Source organism: Desulfovibrio sp. (assembly GCF_009712225.1).
Lineage (GTDB): Bacteria > Desulfobacterota > Desulfovibrionia > Desulfovibrionales > Desulfovibrionaceae > Desulfovibrio.
The window spans coordinates 227,486-246,637 of sequence record NZ_WASP01000006.1 but is presented as its reverse complement, the minus strand read 5'-3'; the positions used below and the strand labels follow the sequence as shown (position 1 = coordinate 246,637).

Genomic DNA, 19,152 nt, shown 5'->3' with positions numbered 1-19,152 from the left:
AATGCCCGCTTGAGGTTGTTATGAAATGTCCGCAAACCACTTTTTCATACGTGAAAGGACGCCGTCAAAAACGCCGCTTTCGCTACGTGTGGTAAATTTTTTCTGCCCGGAAAGTTCTTTTTCTGCGCCGTAACGCAGCAGGCCAACCGCAGTTGAAAACTTGGGGCTGTTGACCACGTCCTTGAGGCCCCCGATGTTACGCGGGTAGCCAATGCGCGTGGGCAGATTGAAAATCTGCTCGCCCAGTTCCTGGCAGCCTTCGATAAGCGCCGTGCCGCCCGTAAGCACCACGCCCGCGCCTATCATGTCCTTGTAGCCGGAGCGTACGAGGGTCTGATCAACAAGGTACAGAATTTCTTCCATGCGGGGCTCGCAGATTTCGGCCAGAACCTGGCGCGAAAGGCGGCGCGGTTCGCGCCCGCCCACGCTTGGAACCTCGATGAATTCGTCGTTGCGAACAAGGTCGGCAAGCGCGCAACCGTATTTGAGCTTGATTTTTTCGGCAGAAGCAATGGGGGTGCGCAGACCAAAGGCAATGTCGTTGGAGAGATTCTGCCCGCCTAGCGCCAGAACGGCTGTGTGCTTTATGGCATCGTTGGCAAACACGGCAATATCGGTGGTGCCGCCGCCAAGGTCGACCAGTGCAACGCCGATTTCGCGTTCTTCTTCGGTCAGCACAGCCTTGGCTGAGGCCAGCGATTCAAGGGCAATATCGGCCACTTCAAGCTGGCTGCGATGGCACGAGCGCACAATGTTTTGTGCAGAAGAAACAGCGCCGGTGACAATGTGCACCTTCACTTCAAGGCGCACACCAGCCATGCCGAGCGGGTCGGCAATGCCGCGCTGGTTATCAACTATGTATTCCTGAGGTAGAATATGGATGACCTCGCGGTCAGCGGGAATGGCCACAGCCCTTGCGGCATCCAGGGCGCGCTCTATATCGCGCTGCGCAACCTCGCCGCCCTTTACGGCGATAACGCCGTGGCTGTTGATGCCCATTATGTGGCTGCCTGCAATGCCCACATACACAGAGTGGATCTCGCAGCCGGCCATGAGCTCCGCGTCTTCCACAGCTTTGCGGATGGACTGGACGGTCTGCTCGATATTGACCACTACGCCCTTGCGCAAGCCAGTGGAAACACTGGTACCGATGCCCACCACATCTACAAGACCCGACTCCGACAGTTCACCCACCACAGCGCAGATCTTTGTGGTGCCGATGTCAAGGCCAACGATGAGCTCGGATTTATTCATGCCATTCTCCTCAAAACGCCTGTCTCCGGGTCGCCGCAGCATGCCTTTATGGCATATGCCGCAAGTTTTTTACGCTGGCTGGTTAAGTAAAACCCAAACATTGCCGTTAACAGATCGAATCTCGCGTACATTGCGCAGTTCGTGTCTGCGGGCCAGATCGCCCAATGTCAGACTTAACCGGGAAAGGTTGCCTTCCCAGTCGTCTGTAGCGATGGAAAGCCGCATTTCCCTGTCTTCAAGATAAATTTCAATCCCCTTGCCGGGGCTTACGCTGACAGATGAAACAGCCCCCGCCTCAATGGGCAGCAAACCGCTTTGCATACCCTTCATCAGACGCGTCAGATACGGCAGAGCGTCTTCTGCACCTGGGTCAACACGCAGCGTGGGCAGCGAAAGAAAGTTTTTGCTTTCCACCGGGGCAATTATCTCGCCAAGCTCGTTGGCGTAATAAAGCACACCATCCCTGTGCACCCAAAATGAAGGTAAACGCTCCTTGAGCCTGATCACAAACCTGTCGGGCAGCAGCCGCTTGACTGAGGCTTCTTCTACCCAGGGCGTTTTGCGCAAATTTCTTTCAACCTTGGCGATGCTCACAGCCAGGCTATTGTCGCCCTCGCGTATGCCGCCGTATTGCAGCACCATATCGTGCGAGAGCCGCACATTGCCTGTCACATCAACGTGCCGGGTGGTGAAAAAATCGCTTGTTATGGCCTTGTTGTAGAGCCACAGCGATGAATAACAGACACCCGCGATAATCAGACCAAGACCGGCAAGCAGAACTGTAAGCGCCGCAAGGCTTTTAAGGCCGCTGAAGCCTTTGAGCCTTTTAAAAACACCAGTTACAATTCCCCCAAACCGTATTTCCGGCCCCCTGCCGCTGCCACTCTTTTTGGCTGGCGCAGACGATCGTGTATAGGAATTGCGGGCTTTTTTACCGCTCTTTTTCAGGGCAAGGGGCATGGTACTATCCTGACCTCCGGCTCAAGCTCAATGCCGAACCGTTGCCGCACAGTTTCCCGGGCCTCTTGCAACAGGGCCAGGGCTGCTGTTGCGCTACCCTTGCCTTCGTTAATCAAAAAATTTGCGTGCAGGGATGAAAAAGCCATTCCCCCAAGCTTTTTGCCCTTAAAACCTGCTTCATCAAGCAGCTTTCCGGCAGACATTTCTGGCGTGGGATTTTTGAAAACGCACCCCGCGCTCCAGGCCGTCACAGGTTGTTTAGACTTTTTCTTAAAAAAGTTGTGACGCATGCAATTACAGATGCCATCCCTTTCACCTACGGTCAAGCCAAATGTGGCTTCCAAGACGATAAAATCATTCTTTTTCCCGTTGATACGAAGTGTGCGATAGCCGTACTGCAGTGCATTCACGCTGATGCGCTGAATGGTGTTATCAACAAAGGCCTGAATACTATAAATATTCTTGCACGTTTCCGTACCGTGCGAGCCAGCGTTCATGGCTACTGCACCACCCACGCTGCCAGGTATGCCCACAAGGCCTTCAAGACCGCTAAGTCCGTTTACTGCACAAAAACGCAACAGTCGGGCCATGGGCACACCCGCACCGGCGCGCACAAGAATCCTGCCCTCGTGCTCGCCTACAATCTGCGGGCCGTCGCTAAAAAAAGGCCGTATAAGCACCAGCGGCAACTCGCCATCATGGGCAAGAATATTGCTACCAGCACCCAACACCAGCGGAGTTCCGCCAAGAGCCTTGAGTTTATCTGGTAACAGATAAAGATCTTCATGCCTTTCAAGCACAAGCTCGGCAATGGCGGTTCCGCCTATGCGCAGCGTGGTGCGAGGGGCAAGAAAGGGTGCGGGCATCTCACGCATGATTCTGTCCTTCCAGCCATGCGGGGCCAAGACGGGTAATGCTGCCAGCGCCAAGGGTCAGCAGCACGTCACCTTCTTTCAGAATATTGTGCAGGCTGGCGGCAAGATCGTTGAGCGTCTGAAAGTACTCCACGGGCGTTGTGGAAACCTGCCGGATACCCTGGGCAAGGCTCTGCCCCGAAACACCGGGAATGGGCTTTTCAGAAGCCGCATAAATCTCTGTGAGCAACAGCTGGTCCACATTGTCAAAAACTTTGCAGAATTCACCAAAATGGGCCTGAGTGCGGCTGAAACGGTGCGGCTGAAAAGCTGCCACAATGCGACGGCCAGGAAAAACCTGGCGTGCTGTGGCAAGGGTGGCCGCAATTTCCGCCGGGTGATGTCCATAGTCGTCAACCACGGTCACGCCGCTCTTTTCGCCCTTGAACTCAAAGCGCCGCCCCACGCCACCAAAACCATTGAGGCCCTCGGCGCACTTTTCAAAGCTGATGTCCACTTCCATGGCTGCGCCAATGGCGGCAAGGGCATTGAGCATGTTGTGGCGGCCAGGCTGGGGCAGGCTTACCTCGCCCAGCTTGGCACCGTTGCGCCATACTTCAAAGTGGTTGCGAACCCCGCATTCCAGAGGAACGGCGCGCAGCACGTTGTCCTCTGCAAAGCCGTAGGTCAGCACGGGGCGCTTGACGCGCGCAAGCAAGGCACGCACACCGGGGTCGTCACCGCAGACAATGTTGAGCCCGTAAAAAGGCACGTTGTTCATGAACTGCACAAAGGCATCATCAATACCCGCGCGGGTCTTGTAGTGGTCCAGATGGTCTTCGTCCACATTGGTGACCACATTGATGATGGGCAGAAGGCAGAGGAATGAGCCGTCAGACTCGTCGGCTTCGGCTATCAGATATTCACCGTGCCCGAGATGGGCATTGGTTCCATAAGCGTTTAGCCGGCCGCCGATGATAACCGTGGGGTCAAGCCCAGCTGTATCAAAAATAGAAGCAGTAAGCGACGTGGTTGTGGTTTTGCCATGTGTACCGGCAATGGCAATGCCCTGCCGCAGGCGCATGAGTTCGGCCAGCATTTCGGCGCGAGGAATGATGGCAATATTACGGCGGCGTGCTTCAACCAGTTCGGGGTTTTCGTCGTTGATGGCGGTAGACTTCACCAGCACCTGCACATCACCCACGTTTTCCGCAGCGTGCCCAACAGCCACATGCGCGCCAAGCTCGCGAAGATGACGCACAACGGCAGAATCACTCATGTCCGAGCCAGAAACCTCATAGCCCTGATTGAGAAGAACCTCGGCAATGCCGCTCATACCCGCGCCGCCAATGCCAACCATATGAATACGCCGAATCTTGCTGTTCATGCTGTACCTTTAAAAAAAGTCTAGATAATTTGGAGGGTTGAATTTTCCCGCAAATATCGCTCCCGGGCGCATGCTGTCTGCGCCCGGGCCGTTGAATTACGCTATTTCTTCGAGAACGGCCACCACGCGCGCGGCCGCATCGGGCCGCGCAGCCGAAAGCGCAGCGGCAGCCATGGGCTCACGCTCGCCGGGCATGGTCAAAAGCCGCAACAGAATGTCCGACATATGCTGTACAGCCATGCGCCCCTCGGGCACAAGCACGGCCGCACCGCTGCGCGTCAGCACTTCGGCGTTGCGGGTCTGGTGATCATGGATGGCATAGGGGAAGGGAACAAGAACCGAAGGCAGACCGGCTGCGCAAAGCTCCGCAACGGTGCTGGCACCAGCGCGGCACAGGGCCACGTCGGCCCAGGCATAGGCCGCGGCCATGTCATCAATAAAGGCAGAAACACATTCGGGCGCGTAGCCCGCAGCCACATAAGCCGCGCGCACGCTGCCCTCGTCGGTAACACCCGTCTGGTGGCGAATCTCCACCCCGGCTCCGCGAAATTCAGCCAGATTTTCCAGCATAAAGGCGTTGAGCGCATGTGCGCCCTGCGACCCGCCCATAACAAGCAGACGGCGGCTCTGCCGCTGGCGGCTGATCTGGCCCACGGCAGTAACGGCAGCCCGCACGGGGTTGCCGGTAAACACACACTTTTTCATGTCAAAACCGCTGGTGTTGGGCAACGAAATGCACACACGGCGCGCAATGCGGGCCAAAAAGCGGTTACTGGCCCCGGCAATGGCGTTCTGCTCGTGCAGCACACCGGGCACGCCCATCAAACGGGCCGCCAGCATGGGCGCAAATGCGGCGTAACCGCCAAAGCCAGCCACCACATCCGGCTTGAACCGGCGAATGATGCCCACGGCCTTGGCAACGGCCAGAGCCATCTGCGCTCCAGCGCCAATGGCCTTGATGCCACGGCCCAGCAGACCACGCACGGGCAACCCTTCAAAGGGAATGCCCGCCTGACGCATCAGCCTTTCTTCCGGCCCGTACAGCGAGCCAACAAACAGCAAACTGGCATTGGGATTGCGACGCCGCAATTCCTCTGCCACAGCCAGTGCCGGAAAGATATGCCCGCCGGTGCCGCCGGTCGTCAGGAGGATGTTGTCCATGTGTCCGCCGTCCTTGAAAAATTCATAAGCAGGCCCACGCACAGCATGGTGGCCAGAAGGTTACTGCCGCCGTAACTCATAAGGGGCATGGGCACGCCCTTGGGCGGGGCCACCCCCATAACCACGGCCAAGTTCATCACCGAGCCCATGGCAAGAATGGTTGTGATGCCAAATGCGGTAAAGCGGTCGCGCAGATTGCGCTGGCCCATGATGATTTTGTAGCAGCGCCAGAAAAGCAGGGCAAACAGAATCATCACAAAGCTCACGCCCACAAAACCCATTTCTTCGGCAAGCACGGCCATGATAAAGTCGTTGTGCGCTTCAGGCAGATAAAACATCTTCTGCTTGCTGGCTCCCACGCCCACACCAAAAAAGCTGCCCGAACCAATGGCCAGCAGCGACTGTACAAGCTGGTAACCTGTGTTGTGGGCATCCTGAAAAGGATCAAGAAAGGCCAGCAGGCGGCGCAGACGGTAGGGAGACGAAATGGCCAGGGCCATTGCACCGCCGCAGGCAAGCGCCACAGAGAAAAACAGATAGATAAACCGCGTGCCGCCCGCAACGCACATAAAGAACAGAATACTCGCCAGAACAACGGCGCTGCCAAAGTCGGGCTGCAGCAGCAGCAAAAAGCAGAACAGGCCCGTTACGGCAAAAGGCGGAATAACACCACGGCTAAAGGTCTTGATGAGTTCCTGCTTGGAGCTCATGAAATAAGCCAGATACAACGCCAGCGCTATTTTAACAAATTCCATGGGCTGAATGGAAATAAAGCCCAGCGGAATCCAGCGTTTTGCACCGTTGATGGCGGGGGTAAGGGGCGAAAGTGTCACCAGCAGCAACAGCAGCGCCAAAAAGAGCGCCGGGTACTGCATGCGGTACAGCCAGTGTCGGGGCAGGAGTGCCGCGCCCCACAGGGCAACGCCGCCACCCAGCGCAAAGATGACCTGACGCTTGAAAAAGAAGTATTTGTCGCCGTTGACCTGCTCGGCCACAATGCCACTGGCCGAAAGCACCATCACAAGGCCGATGGAAAGAATAATCAGCATGATGGTGAAAAGCCACCAGTCAAAGGGAGCAAAGGGCCCGTCTTCAGTAGCCCTCGCCATGGCGCTGTTGACCTTGGGGGTCTTTGACTTGCTGCTGAAGATATTCTTCATGACAGCAGCCCCACGATCCGTTTGAAGTCGTCGCCACGCTGCTCGTAGTTTTTATACAGGTCATAGCTTGAGGTGGCGGGCGCAAGCAGCACCACGTCGCCGCTCTTGGCATTTGCCGTGGCAAAGCGCACCGCCGGTTCCATGGTTTCATGCCAGCTTATGGGCACAATGTCCTGCCAGGCCTTTTCAAAATGCTCGCGGCTGGCACCAAACAGCACCACTTCCTGCACCTTGGCCCGCAGCAGGTCGGCAAGACCCGCCAGATCGCCGCCCTTGAACTTGCCGCCGCACAGCAGCCGCACAGGACGATCAAAAGCCTCAAGCGCCACCTGAAGGGCAGAAACCGTGGTGCATTTGGAATCGTTGACGTACAGCACGCCGTTGCGCTCCGCCACCCTTTCAAGTCGGTGCGGCAGAGGCTTGAAACGCTCCACCGCGCGGGTGGCGCTGGCTTCTGTAACGCCAAACAGGCGGCAGGCCTGCCAGGCGGCTTCTTCATTGATGCGGTTATGCGCACCCATGAGGCAACTGCTGGGAAAACGGTCCGTGGCCTTCACAAACACCTTGCGGGCCTTGATTTTGTGGTTGGCAACCTCAGCGCGCAGGTCCTCGCCAAACACGGCCAGATCTTCTTCGCTCTGGCAGCGGAAAAGGCGGAACTTGGCCTCTGTGTATTCGGCCATGTCCTTGTGATAGTCGAGATGGTTGGGCGTGATGTTGAGCAGAATGCCCGCACGCGGGCAAAACGTGGTGCAGGCCTGCAACTGGAAGCTGGAAATTTCAAGCACGAGCACGTCGGCCTTTTTGCCGCCAAGCACGTATTCAGAGAGTGGCGTACCGATGTTGCCGCCCAAAAACACGGCATAGCCCTGTTCGTGCAGCATGGCCGCCGCCAGCGATGCGGTGGTTGTTTTACCGCTGGTGCCGGTAATGGCAAGCACCGGCTCGTCATCCAGATAGCGCCAGGCCAGTTCCATTTCGGCCAGCACTTCCGAAGTCTGCATATCAACGAGGCCTTCAAGCTTTGCCACAGGCATTCCGGGGCTGGGAACCACAAAGGCGGCCCCTGCAAACTGGCCGGGAATATGTTCGCCAAGCTGAACCTCAATACCCTGGGCTGCCAGCTCGGTAGCCAGCGATTCCCTACCGGCCAGGGCCTTGAGGTTGCTGTCCAGAAGCCGCACCCGCGCTCCGGCCCGTCGCAACAGCCGGGCTGCGGCAATACCAGACCGCCCCGCTCCTACAACTACGGCCAGTTCGCCAGCATTTATACGCCTGCCTCGAGTTTTCTCCAGTGCCATATTCTTTCTCCTCTAGCGCAGCTTGAGAACAGAAAGCGCCACAAGGCCCAACAGAATGGAAGTTATCCAGAAACGGATGATGATTTTGGATTCAGGAACGCCCTTGAGCTCAAAGTGGTGGTGCAAGGGAGCCATGCGGAAAATCCGTTTGCCGCCAGACCAGCGGAAGTAGCCCACCTGAAGGATGACCGACAGGGTTTCGGCCACAAACAGGCCGCCCACCACGGAAAGAACAAGTTCCTGCTTGCACAGCAGGGCCAGATAGCCCAGCACACCGCCAAGCGAAAGCGAACCCACATCGCCCATGAACACCTGGGCGGGATAGGCATTGAACCACAAAAAGCCCAGGCCGGCACCCACAAGAGCGGCGCAGAAAACTGTCACCTCGCCCACGCCGGGCATGTAGGGCATCAGCAAATAGCTGGCAAAACGTGCGTTGCCTGTAATGTAGATAAAGATGGAAAAGACCAGGCAGGCCACGATAGAGGGTCCTATTGCAAGGCCGTCCAGCCCGTCGGTAAGGTTAACGGCATTGGACGAAGCCACCATCACAAAAACGCCAAAGGGCAGATAAAACCAGCCCAGGTCGAACGTAACTTCCTTAAAGAAAGGAATGGTCAGCTTGCTGCTGTAGTCTGGATTGATATAGAGCAGCAGCATGGCGGCGCAGGCCACGGCCAGCTGGCCGGCCATTTTTGCCTTGCCCGAAATACCCTTGTTTTTGTGGTGCCGCAGCTTGGTCATGTCGTCCCAGAAGCCCACGGCGCCAAAACCGGCAAAAACAAAAAATGCCTGCCAGATATAGGGATTATTAAGGTCAGACCACAAAAGCAGGCTGATGGAAAGCGTAAACAGCATGAGCAGGCCGCCCATGGTGGGCGTGCCAGCCTTGCAGGCATGGGCGGCTACATCTTCATGAATGTACTGACCGCACTTGAGGCTGCGCAGCCAGGCAATGAAACGTGGGCCAATGAAGATGGAAAGCACAAGTGCAGTGATGAGCGCGGCCAACGAGCGGAAGCTGATGTACCGAAAAACGTTGAGTACCGTCCATTCGGACGTAAGGGGAACGAAGAGATTATAAAACATGCAGCTAATCCGTGCTTATGGTCGTGCGCAGACCGTGTTGCCAGCCGCCTTGAGGCGACATTATTGATTAACGCCTTCAGCCCCGCACGGCTTCCGGCCCGGTAAGCGTTTGCAGCAGGCTTTCAAGCCTGTTGCCCCGTGATCCCTTGAAAAGCGCAACGCCCCCGGTTTTATGTGCAGCAAATACACCCTTGGACAACTGCGCCCATTCAGATGCAAAAGCCGCTGCGTCATACACCTCGAACCACGGGCCTGTATAGCCCCCACGGGTCAGCCCCGCGCGAATATCTTCGCCGTGACCGCCTTTCCAGAATATTGCCGCCGGCTTAAGATCGGCCACATGTCTGCCGAGAGCCTCGTGCTCTTCCGCCGCCTGCGAGCCAAGCTCAAGCATCTCGCCAAGCACGGGCACAAAAAGCCGACCGGCGGCCCGCTCTGCCGCAGCGTCGAGCATGCGGCGCATGGAGAGAGGGTTGGCATTGTATGTATCGTCGATCAAGAGCCACTGGCCCACGCGCGTCTGGTTAAAGCGCTGCACGGGCAGGCTGCTCTGCGTCAGGCCCTGTGCAATTTCGGCATTGCTCAGGCCAAGCTGGTGAGCCACCGCCGCAACGGCAATAACGTTTTCCGCGCCGTACTCGCCCCTGAAAGGCGCGGTCACAACGCAACGTGTACCGTCTAGCCACAAATGGTACAGCCCACGTCGGTCATCGGGGGCATCTGGAGCGACGGGCGCTGCTGAATCAGCGGCAGCGGGCGCAGGCCCGGCATACGAAGCCCTGTACTCCACCGCTCTTCCTGTGGCGCTGAAAAAGTGCAGTTCCGCGCCGGTTGCACGGGCGTCACGTACAAGATCAGGATAGTCAGCGCACACAAGGCCAATGCCGCCGGGGGCAAGATTGGTGAGCAGGCGTGACTTGTGCCATGCTACACCCTTTTTGCCGAGTCCCTCGGTGTGACCAGCACCAACGTTGAGGATAACGCCAATGTCGGGTCGCAGCACGGCCGACAGCTCTTCCATGTCGCCCTCATGGCTGATGCCAGCCTCCATAACCCAAAAATCTTCGTCGCCGTCAGTGGTGAGCATGGCGCGCGGCATGCCGATCTGGTTATTGTTGTTCAGGGCGTTTCTGGCGGTTTTGCCGCGCACGGCGAGCACCTGCGCCAGCACTTCCTTGAGGGTGGTCTTGCCCGCAGTGCCTGTTACGCCCACGACTTTTGCGCGGGTTTTGTCACGCCACAGGGCGGCAATACTGCCCAGCGCCTTAACCGTATCTTCAACCAGCAGCACCGGCACGCCTGCATCGGGCAGCGGCTTCGAGGCCAGCACGGCGGAAGCGCCAAGCGACACTGCCGCAGGCACAAAATCATGTCCGTCCACCCTGCTGCCGGGTATGCAGACAAACAGCGCACCGGGCGCTGCCTCACGGCTGTCTGTTACGGCAACAGTCAGCGCAAGGTCGCTCTCAAGAGCGCTCAGGCCCAGATGGGCCGCAATGTCATTGTAGGTCAGGCGCAATGCAAAAACTCCCTAACTACTTCCTGGTCGCTGTAGTGGTGTTTGACACCCTGGATGATCTGATAATCCTCATGGCCCTTGCCCGCAATAAGCAAGGCATCGTCCTTGCCGAGCATTTTCAGGGCCTTGATGGTCGCCTCGCGGCGGTCAACCTCAACAACCACCTCGCGGGCGGCCTTGAGGCCGGGCAGAACATCCTGCAGGATTGCTTCCGGCTCTTCAAAACGCGGGTTGTCAGAGGTGAGCACTGCCACATCTGACCAGCGCGCCACAGCCTCGCCCATGAGCGGGCGCTTGGTGCGATCACGATTGCCGCCGCAGCCAAATACCGTAACAACGCGTTTGAATCCAGCCCCGCGCAGGGCCTGCAAAACGTTTTCGAGTGCGTCGGGCGTGTGTGCGTAATCAACAAACACGTTAAGTCCTTGAGGATTTTCTACCCTCTCAAGGCGTCCGCTCACTCCCGTAAAACTTTCTAGAGATTTGAAGGCCTCGGGTTCGATGCCCATTTCGAGGGCAACTGCCTGCACGGCGAGAAGGTTCGAAGCATTGAACGCGCCCACCAGGGGTGAACGCAGTTCCCACTTGCTGCCCTCGAGATGCATGCGCATGTGGCAGCCTTCCGTACCGGCAGAGAGCAGCTCGCCCCAGAGGTGACGCTTGTTCAGTGCGCCTTTTTGCAGGCCAAAGGAAAGCGCCGTGGGGCAAAGCTCGAGCAGGCGGCGGCCCCAGGGGTCGTCGGCATTGACGGCCATGGCCTTGTCAGGACGGGGCAGCTCGAGGAAGAGACGCGCCTTGACCTGAAAGTAGCTTTCCATGTTCTTGTGGTAGTCAAGATGGTCCTGCGTGAGGTTGGTGAAGGCCGCGCCAGAGAAAGGCACGCCACACACACGCTGCTGGTCGATGGCGTGCGAGGAGACTTCCATCACGGCCACATCAACGCCAGCCTTGGCCATTTCTGCCAGCATGGCGTGTACGCTCAGGGCATCGGGAGTGGTGAGGGGCGCGGCCTCGTTATGACCCGGCCAGCGGTAACTGACCGTGCCCATCACGCCAAGCTTGTGCCCGGCCTGGGCAAAGAGCTGTTCAAGCAGGTATGAGCAGGTGGTTTTGCCGTTGGTGCCCGTAACGCCCACGATCTTGAGCGGCAGCTCGCTGGTGCGCCAGCGGGCCTCGGCCAGACGCCACAGAGCCTCGCGCGGGTCGGAATGGTGCACAACGCGGCAGCCGCCAGCAAGGGCAGCGGCTTCTTCCGCCCCGCCGGGGCGGCACACAACAATGGAAGCGCCAGCTGCCACTGCGGCGGGAATAAAACGGGCCCCGTCTTCGTTAACACCCGGCACGGCAACAAAAATGTCACCGGTGGATACCTGACGCGAATCAACGCGCACTTCAATGCCGCCGCGTCTGCACTGTTCAAGAAGGGCTGCAAATTCCCGTTCCATACCAACCTCACTGCTAACCGGGGCCTTTGCCCCGTGAATTATTCCGGCGGCGCGCGCCTATCAACCCGCAACCCCGCGCGCGACGCGTGCGCCAGCCGGAAGCAATCAGACAATCTTACCTTTCTGAAAGCCAGAGAATATATTCGATGCTTTTGCCTTCTTCAGGCCATGCAGCACCAGGGGCAGGAGTCTGCTTCACCACCCTGCTGCCCGAGCCCTTGAGCTCTGGCACCACACCGGCGCGGGCAAACAGCTCTACCGCGTTACGCACAGATTTGCCCATCACGTCCGGCACCTTGCTGCTTGCCTTGGCAAGATGGCCGGGCAGGCGCATGCCGTCTGCCTGCTTGGGGGCTTCAAGCTTTCTGGATTCGGCAACATAAGGGGCATCCAGAACCGCAAGCTTGAGCCCGCGCTGGCGCGCCCTGGTCACTGGGCCTTCGCCGGTAGACGCGTTTTTTTCCGCCTCGGCGATCTTGGTTTCGTTAAACATGCCCGTGTAGGTAACCATGCGCGTGGCCACTTCCTTGAACACAGGGGCAGCCACAACACCACCGAACTGGTTACGGGTGGGTTCGTCAACCATGACCAGCACAAAATACTTGGGCTTGTCAGCGGGAAAGAAGCCCACAAACGAAGCCAGACGCTTGCTGCCGTATGTACCAGACCTGTGGTCGGCCTTCTGGGCCGTACCGGTCTTGCCGCCCACGTCAATGCCGTCAACGCGGGCGCGTTTACCTGTACCATCGCTCTCTTCAACAACATCGCGCATCATGCGCATGACTTCGCGCACGGCGGTTTCGGAATACACGCGGGGGTGCACTTCATCCACCACGCCGTCTTCACGCGTGAGGCGCAGGGGCTTGTACACGCCGTTGTTAAGCAGGGTAAGGTAGGCTTGAGCCATCTGCAGGCCGGTGACAGAAATACTCTGACCAAACGAGGTAGACATGACGTCCACTTCGCTCCAGTCACGCGGGGCGCGCAGAATACCACGGCTCTCGGACACGGGCACACCCGTGCGCTGCCCGAAGCCCAGAGCATGCATGTATTTGTAAAAAGTGGGCGCGCCCATGGACAGGCCGATCTTGGCCATGCCGATGTTGGAGGAATACCGCAGCACCTTGGAGGCAGGCAGTATGCCCTGACGCGACGTATCGCGGATGGTAAAGTTCTTGGCCACCCACTTGCCGCCCTCGCAGTCGATGAGCGTGTTGGGCGTGACCTTGTGTTCCTGAATGGCGGCCGCCATCACAAAAGGCTTGAAGGTAGAACCGGGCTCCAGAGCGTCGGCAGCAAGCCTGTTGCGGTACACCAGCGGCGAAAAGTCCTTGTAGTTGTTGGGATTGAAGAAGGGATACTGCGCCCAGGCCATGATCTCGCCCGAGGCCACGTCAACCACCAGCGCGCCGCCCCATCGGGCGTCATATTCGCGCACGGTGCGGGCGACGGCTTCTTCCACAAAAAACTGCATCTGCATGTCAATGGTCAGGGTCAGATCCTGCCCCACGGGCTCACTCTGCCCTTCTTCATGCAGGTAAAAACGGCGGCCCATGGCGTCGCGCTGCACGATCTGGCGGGTGGGAATGCAGCCAAGACGCGCATCAAGCGAACGTTCAAGACCTTCAAGGCCCTTGTCGTCCAGGCCCACAAAACCCAGCAGCTGCCCGGCCATGTGCTTGAAGGGATACACGCGGTCGTATTCCTTGCTCAGGCCGATGCCATTGATGTTGGCCTTGCGCACTGCCTCGGCGGTGTAGTCGTCAACCTTGCGCTTCAGCCACACAAAGCGGCGCTTGGTCTGCGCCAGTTCGTCGTACAGCTTCTGCGGTTCCACGCCCAGAATGGGGCCAAGGGTGTTGGCCATGGCCTGATAGTCAGAAATATCCTGCGGGCGCGCATAAACGGATTTTGCCTCGACGCTGCGGGCAAGCACCTGACCGTTACGGTCAAAAATCATGCCCCGGCGACCGGTAACCAGCTCTGTGGCAGTGTGCTGCCTGCGCGCACGTTCAGCCAGGCGCGGGCCTTCCATCATCTGCAGGTACCACGCGCGCGCCCACAGACCGACCCAAAGCATGCAGAAGATGCTTACAACCATCTTGATGCGAGCCCGGCCCCAGTCCACATCGCCCATCCAGGAGGGCTTCAGACCGGCAATCTTGGCGGCAGACACATTGCGATTGGCCTGCTGCTTGGAAGAACGTGCAGGAACTGCGCTGGACACGTTGCGTTTGCGAGAGCTGAGTTTGAACATGGCGTTTCCAAACGTGGCGTCGCCGTGATGGCGCCGGGCTTTTTCCGGGCCTGACAGTGAGGGTCAGGCGTTGAGACAATCCGGAGTTTTTTACTGTAATTCCATTCGCCTGATCTGGCCGGGCTTGGGTTCGCGCATGCCGAACTCATCTGCCTTGCGGCGCAACTCATAGGGAGAGAGCAGCCGTTCGCGCTCCACTTCAAGCTTGGCCCTCAGGGCCTGTCGCTCACGAACGGTGTTTTGCTGAATATTGATAAAATAGGTCGTGTCCATCCGCTCAATGTTGCTCCACACGAGCACAAGCCCCATAACCATGCAGCTCAACAGCCCCAGCACCAGTGCCAGCAACCAGCCTCTGCCGCCGTGCTGGCCATTGGCGTTATTGCGCTTCATGACCCGGTAGCCTCGGCGATTTTTTCCACCGCGCGCAGCTTGGCGCTGCTTGACCGGGGATTGACCGCCAGCTCTTCGGGTGTGGCCGTTACAGGCTTTTTGAACAGGATGCGCACTTCGGGCTGATGATGGCACACGCATACCGGCACATGGCGCGGGCAGCGGCAGCCCTCGGCCCAGTGGCGCATGGCCTGCTTGACCATGCGGTCTTCAAGCGAATGAAAGGTGATGACAGCCAGCCTGCCGCCAATGGGCAGATAGGCCAGAATATTGTCGAGAAAGCGGCGCAGTTCGCCCAGCTCGTCGTTTACGGCCATGCGCAGCGCCTGAAAGGTACGCGTGGCCGGATGCCTACGGGCCTTGGCGCGCCAGGCTGCGGGATAGGCCTTTTCGACCAGTGCCGCCAGCTCTGCAGTGGTGTCGATGCTGGCCTTTTGGCGCGCTTCAACAATCACGCGGGCGATGCGTCCAGCCTGGGGTTCCTCGCCCAGCATAGCGATGCATTCCTTGAGTTTGGCAAAGCTTTCGCGGTTGACCCAGTGCCAGGCGGAAGGCTGGCCAGAATTCTGGTCCATGCGCATATCAAGCGGGCCGTCGCCAATAAAGCTGAATCCACGCCCTGCTTCATCAAGCTGCAGGGAAGAAACGCCGATATCAAGCAGCGCTCCGTCTATCTTGTCCCAGCCAAGCTCTGCCAGCGGGCCGGTAAAATCGCTGTAATTGCAGTGGAAAAAGTGCGCCCGGTTGCCAAAAATCGCCAACCGCTGTCTGGCAAGAGCCATGGCCTCTTCGTCGCGGTCGAGGCCGCACAGCTCAATATCGGGGGCTGTGCCAAGCACAGCCGAGGCATGACCGCCCAGCCCAAGGGTTCCATCCAGATACCTGCCGCCAGCGCGCGGGGAAAGGGCTTCCAGCGTTTCGGCAGAAAGAACCGGCACATGCCGTACGGGTTCTGCGTTATTATTCATGATTTCAGTCATGGCGGGCCTATAGGCTGAGATTTATGCCAAGCCCCGTGAGCTCTTCGGAAACATCCTCAAGCTGCAAGGCGTTGAAGCTGGCCTGATCCCAGATTTCAAATTTGTTCAGCATCCCCACAAGCATTACGTCCTTGTGTAGTTTCGCCTCGTGCATGAGCACCTGCGGTATGCGCACCCGGCCCTGAGCATCAGGTTCGAGCTCCTGGGCAAGACCCATTACCTTGGTCTTGAAGTGCGAAAGCCGTGGCGAGGGCATGGGGATGCTGCTGAGCTGCTCGGTTACCAGATCCCAGTCTGCGGGCAGATACGCAACAAGCCGTCCGTAAAAAGCGGTGAGCCAAAACGTGCCAGAGCCGCCGTCCGCAATGAGTCCATCACGGTATTCCGGCGGCAGCATGAGTCGCCCCTTGGGGTCAAGGCTGCGGGAAAGGCTTTTAGTGAACAGCTTTTTCACAATTTCCCACTTTTTACTACTTGTTACCACTTTTTCCCACTTATGCCCCAAGCCTTACCCGGTGTCAAGCAAAGTCGTAAAATTGGCTTCATCTGTAGCAAAAATGGCAATTACCCCCACATTTATCCTGCATTTCGTCACGTGCCAGCGGGTGGTGAATAGTGGTAATTTACCACCACGCTCCCACTGCAACCACAGACACATGCCACAAGCCCCACACCTGCCACACAAATCACCCCGCAGACACGCGCAAGACGCGCGCAGTTTTAAGGCTTTTAGGGCGAATGCCTTGACAATATGCGGAAAAACCAAGACTATTTGTTGCAAGCCGGAACTGTCGATCGCTTACTATGCGCCCTTGCGCCATCGGTTTCAGCCAAAGGAACGGATATGAGAACGAAAATTGTCGCTACTATCGGTCCCGCCTCCAACAGCAAAGAAAAACTGCAAGAACTGGCTGAAGCCGGAGTCAGTGTATTCCGTCTCAACTTTTCGCACGGTGGAGCTGCGGATTTTGTCACTATCATCAAGAATATACGCGAGGTAGAAGCCGCGCTTGGACGGCCCATCACCATCATGCAGGACCTTTCCGGCCCCAAGATCCGTCTTGGTGTGCTGCCGGAAACCAGCATTACGGTAACCAAGGGCATGAAGCTGCTGCTTGGCCCCAGCGACCGCCACACGGACGACTTTCCCTATCTGCCCTTTGACCACGAGGTTATTCTTGAAAGCCTCGAACCCGGCGACCGCATGGTGCTGGCCGACGGCGGTCTGCAGTTTGTGGTAACCGAGTGTCGGGCTGATGGTCTGGTGATGCTTCAGGCCGACAATTCGGGCATTGTTACCTCGCGCAAGGGCCTGGCCCTGCCCGGCAAGGCAACCAAGGTGCGCGCCCTGACCGATAAGGACAAAAAAGACCTTACGGACGGCCTTAAGCTGGGTGTTGACGCCGTGGCTATCTCGTATGTGCAGACAGCCGACGACGTGCGCGAAGCCAAGGAGCTCATCGCCGCTGCGGGCAAAAACGTACCCGTGGTTGTGAAGCTTGAACGCCAGAGCGCGGTGGATAACCTGGCAGAAATTCTGCACGAGACTGACGTGGTCATGGTGGCGCGCGGCGACCTCGGCGTGGAATGCCCCCTGCCCCTGCTGCCTGCCCTGCAGAAACGCATCATCAGTGCCTGCAACAAGGTATCCAAGCCTGTTATCGTCGCCACGCAGATGCTGCTTTCAATGGTCAACAGCCCCGCCCCCACCCGCGCGGAAACCACGGACGTGGCCAATGCCGTACTTGACGGGGCCGACTGCGTGATGCTTTCGGAAGAAACAGCCATGGGCAACTTCCCCGTTGAAACAGTGCACTATATGCGCCGCATAACGGACGAAGCCGAGCGCCTGTTGCTGCTCAACCGTAAACTTGAAGAACCCGATAGCGACAAGGGTATTCCCGAATTTCTGGCGTACTCAGCCTGCCTGCTGGCCGACAAGGCCTCGGCCAAGGCCATTGTTTCGCACAGCCTCACGGGCAGCTCGGCCCGGCAGGTTTCGGCCCGCCGTCCCCCGCAGAGCATCTATGCGCTCACGCCCGATCCGGTTTCCATCAAGGCGCTCAACTTTGTGTGGGGTGTGAAGCCCATATTTGTGGAAAACCCGCACGAAGAGCCCAGTCACCTCATTCGTGCCGAAAGCTTCATCCACAACAGCCCGGATTTTGAACCGGACGATTGCGCAGTTATCACAGCTGGTCAGGTCAAGGGGTCTTCATCCACCCCTCGCGGTACCAACCTTGTAAAAATTTACTGGAAGTAGCACATGGTCGCAGAGCAGAGGAAAGTTCTCGATGTTCCCATGAACATCAACGAAGAATACTACCAGATAAGTGGTGAAATTCTGTCGAGCTTTCCCAAGTTTCGGCCTCCGGTAGATCTTTTCAGCTTTCGTGAGGATATCGCTGTTCTTGCGCCCTACTGTCTCAAGGGTGCGCGCCTGAGCAGCGAGCAGGTTGAAGAAGTGGCGAACCTGTGTGCGGCGGGTGACCTTTTTGTTTCCCGCTCAGACCACCCCATTTATTCGCGCCACATAGTCAAGCAGCTTGACCTTGTACTGCAGGACAACAACCTGAAAGAAGCGGAAATTGCAGATATCTGCATACGAGCCCTGCTCATGCGGTGCACCGAATTCTTTGACCAGCCCGTCAAGGCGCTGTTTGACCCTCTGTACCGCGACGTTATGGTGGTGACCGAATACCTGTGGAACGACAAGCATCACATAAATACGTTTATGCGTCGCCTGTTCCGCAAAAACCATCTGGCACGGCACTCCATCAACACCATGATCGTGGGCCTGTGGATATGGCTGCAAGGTGCTGGCGAACTGCGTCGCAAGGATCTGGACCGCATGGCTGTGGCCCTTTTGCTGCACGATGTGGGCATGTGCAAGGTTCCACCCTTTTTGCTGAGCAAGGCTGGCCCCCTCAAGCAGGAAGAAAGGGACAAGATAGTGCCTCACCCCATTGTGGGCGTAAGGCTGATGCAAAAGATGGACGTTGCATTTGAAGAACTGCTTCGCGCCTGTTTTGAGCACCATGAACGTCTCGACGGTTCGGGCTATCCCCAGCGTACCAAGAGTGCCCAGTCCACCAGACCGGGCCGTCTGTGCGCGGTGGCCGATTCCTTCGCAGCCATGATCTGTGAAAGACCGTATAGAAAGGCCAAGGACATTCTTCAGGCAGCCAAGGAACTGACCAGCGACTCGCGCTATGATCAGGAATTTGCTAACGCCCTGTTTGGCGGCTTTGCAGCAGGAACCATCGGACTGATGGTGGACATGGATCTGGCAGTGGATACTCCACAGCCTGAATAGACAGGGCAATCCGCACTACCGGGCCTCACAAATATTCAAGGCCAGACAGACCGCGCGAGCGCATCTGTCTGGCCTT

Annotated in this window: 16 protein-coding genes; 2 read left to right on the top strand and 14 right to left on the bottom strand. The window is 57.9% G+C overall.

The window, feature by feature from the left end; all coding sequences use genetic code 11:
• Nucleotides 1-18: 18 nt before the first annotated feature.
• The 14 genes from ftsA to F8N36_RS06415 all read right to left on the bottom strand — a co-directional run bounded on the left by ftsA (nt 19) and on the right by F8N36_RS06415 (nt 16,214).
• Nucleotides 19-1,254 (bottom strand): cell division protein FtsA, encoded by a 1,236-nt coding sequence (gene ftsA, locus F8N36_RS06480; RefSeq protein WP_022659333.1) that lies wholly within the window; start codon nt 1,252-1,254, stop codon nt 19-21.
• 69 nt (nt 1,255-1,323) lie between these two features.
• Complete coding sequence (locus F8N36_RS06475) at nt 1,324-2,214, bottom strand: FtsQ-type POTRA domain-containing protein (RefSeq protein ID WP_291331986.1); 891 nt, start codon at nt 2,212-2,214, stop codon at nt 1,324-1,326.
• Nucleotides 2,199-3,092 carry a UDP-N-acetylmuramate dehydrogenase gene (gene murB, locus F8N36_RS06470; protein WP_291332594.1) on the bottom strand — a complete coding sequence of 298 codons (894 nt, stop codon included), beginning with the start codon at nt 3,090-3,092 and terminating at the stop codon, nt 2,199-2,201. The genes F8N36_RS06475 and murB overlap by 16 nt, the downstream gene beginning before the upstream one ends.
• Nucleotides 3,082-4,455, bottom strand: coding sequence for a UDP-N-acetylmuramate--L-alanine ligase (gene murC, locus F8N36_RS06465; protein WP_291331985.1), 1,374 nt, complete (start codon nt 4,453-4,455; stop codon nt 3,082-3,084). Before murC ends, murB begins: the two co-directional genes overlap by 11 nt.
• Nucleotides 4,456-4,551: 96 nt before the next feature.
• Nucleotides 4,552-5,616, bottom strand: a complete 1,065-nt coding sequence (gene murG / locus F8N36_RS06460; protein WP_291331984.1) for an undecaprenyldiphospho-muramoylpentapeptide beta-N-acetylglucosaminyltransferase — start codon at nt 5,614-5,616, stop codon at nt 4,552-4,554.
• Nucleotides 5,598-6,776 carry a putative lipid II flippase FtsW gene (gene ftsW / locus F8N36_RS06455; RefSeq protein WP_291331983.1) on the bottom strand — a complete coding sequence of 393 codons (1,179 nt, stop codon included), beginning with the start codon at nt 6,774-6,776 and terminating at the stop codon, nt 5,598-5,600. The genes murG and ftsW overlap by 19 nt, the downstream gene beginning before the upstream one ends.
• On the bottom strand, nt 6,773-8,077 hold the full coding sequence (gene murD / locus F8N36_RS06450) for a UDP-N-acetylmuramoyl-L-alanine--D-glutamate ligase (RefSeq protein ID WP_291331982.1): 1,305 nt from the start codon (nt 8,075-8,077) through the stop codon (nt 6,773-6,775). Before murD ends, ftsW begins: the two co-directional genes overlap by 4 nt.
• Nucleotides 8,078-8,089: 12 nt before the next feature.
• The gene (mraY, locus tag F8N36_RS06445; RefSeq protein ID WP_291331981.1) at nt 8,090-9,166 is read right to left on the bottom strand and encodes a phospho-N-acetylmuramoyl-pentapeptide-transferase; all 1,077 of its coding nucleotides are present in this window, start codon (nt 9,164-9,166) and stop codon (nt 8,090-8,092) included.
• 76 nt (nt 9,167-9,242) lie between these two features.
• Nucleotides 9,243-10,685, bottom strand: coding sequence for a Mur ligase family protein (locus tag F8N36_RS06440; RefSeq protein ID WP_291331980.1), 1,443 nt, complete (start codon nt 10,683-10,685; stop codon nt 9,243-9,245).
• Entirely contained in the window at nt 10,676-12,130 is a 1,455-nt protein-coding gene (locus F8N36_RS06435) for a UDP-N-acetylmuramoyl-L-alanyl-D-glutamate--2,6-diaminopimelate ligase (protein WP_291331979.1), read from the bottom strand. The genes F8N36_RS06440 and F8N36_RS06435 overlap by 10 nt, the downstream gene beginning before the upstream one ends.
• A gap of 115 nt (nt 12,131-12,245) precedes the next feature.
• Complete coding sequence (locus F8N36_RS06430; RefSeq protein WP_291331978.1) at nt 12,246-14,387, bottom strand: penicillin-binding transpeptidase domain-containing protein; 2,142 nt, start codon at nt 14,385-14,387, stop codon at nt 12,246-12,248.
• Between the two features lie 90 nt (nt 14,388-14,477).
• Nucleotides 14,478-14,780, bottom strand: coding sequence for a hypothetical protein (locus F8N36_RS06425; protein ID WP_291331977.1), 303 nt, complete (start codon nt 14,778-14,780; stop codon nt 14,478-14,480).
• A complete protein-coding gene (gene rsmH / locus F8N36_RS06420; protein WP_291331976.1) occupies nt 14,777-15,760 on the bottom strand; it encodes a 16S rRNA (cytosine(1402)-N(4))-methyltransferase RsmH in 984 nt (327 codons plus the stop codon). The genes F8N36_RS06425 and rsmH overlap by 4 nt, the downstream gene beginning before the upstream one ends.
• 7 nt (nt 15,761-15,767) lie before the next feature.
• Nucleotides 15,768-16,214 carry a division/cell wall cluster transcriptional repressor MraZ gene (locus F8N36_RS06415; RefSeq protein WP_291331975.1) on the bottom strand — a complete coding sequence of 149 codons (447 nt, stop codon included), beginning with the start codon at nt 16,212-16,214 and terminating at the stop codon, nt 15,768-15,770.
• 390 nt (nt 16,215-16,604) lie between these two features.
• On the opposite strand from F8N36_RS06415, the gene pyk reads away from it, so the two are divergent.
• Both pyk and F8N36_RS06405 read left to right on the top strand, forming a co-directional pair.
• Nucleotides 16,605-18,023 carry a pyruvate kinase gene (pyk, locus tag F8N36_RS06410; RefSeq protein ID WP_291331974.1) on the top strand — a complete coding sequence of 473 codons (1,419 nt, stop codon included), beginning with the start codon at nt 16,605-16,607 and terminating at the stop codon, nt 18,021-18,023.
• Between the two features lie 3 nt (nt 18,024-18,026).
• Nucleotides 18,027-19,076 (top strand): HD domain-containing phosphohydrolase, encoded by a 1,050-nt coding sequence (locus F8N36_RS06405; RefSeq protein WP_291331973.1) that lies wholly within the window; start codon nt 18,027-18,029, stop codon nt 19,074-19,076.
• Nucleotides 19,077-19,152 lie beyond the last annotated feature (76 nt).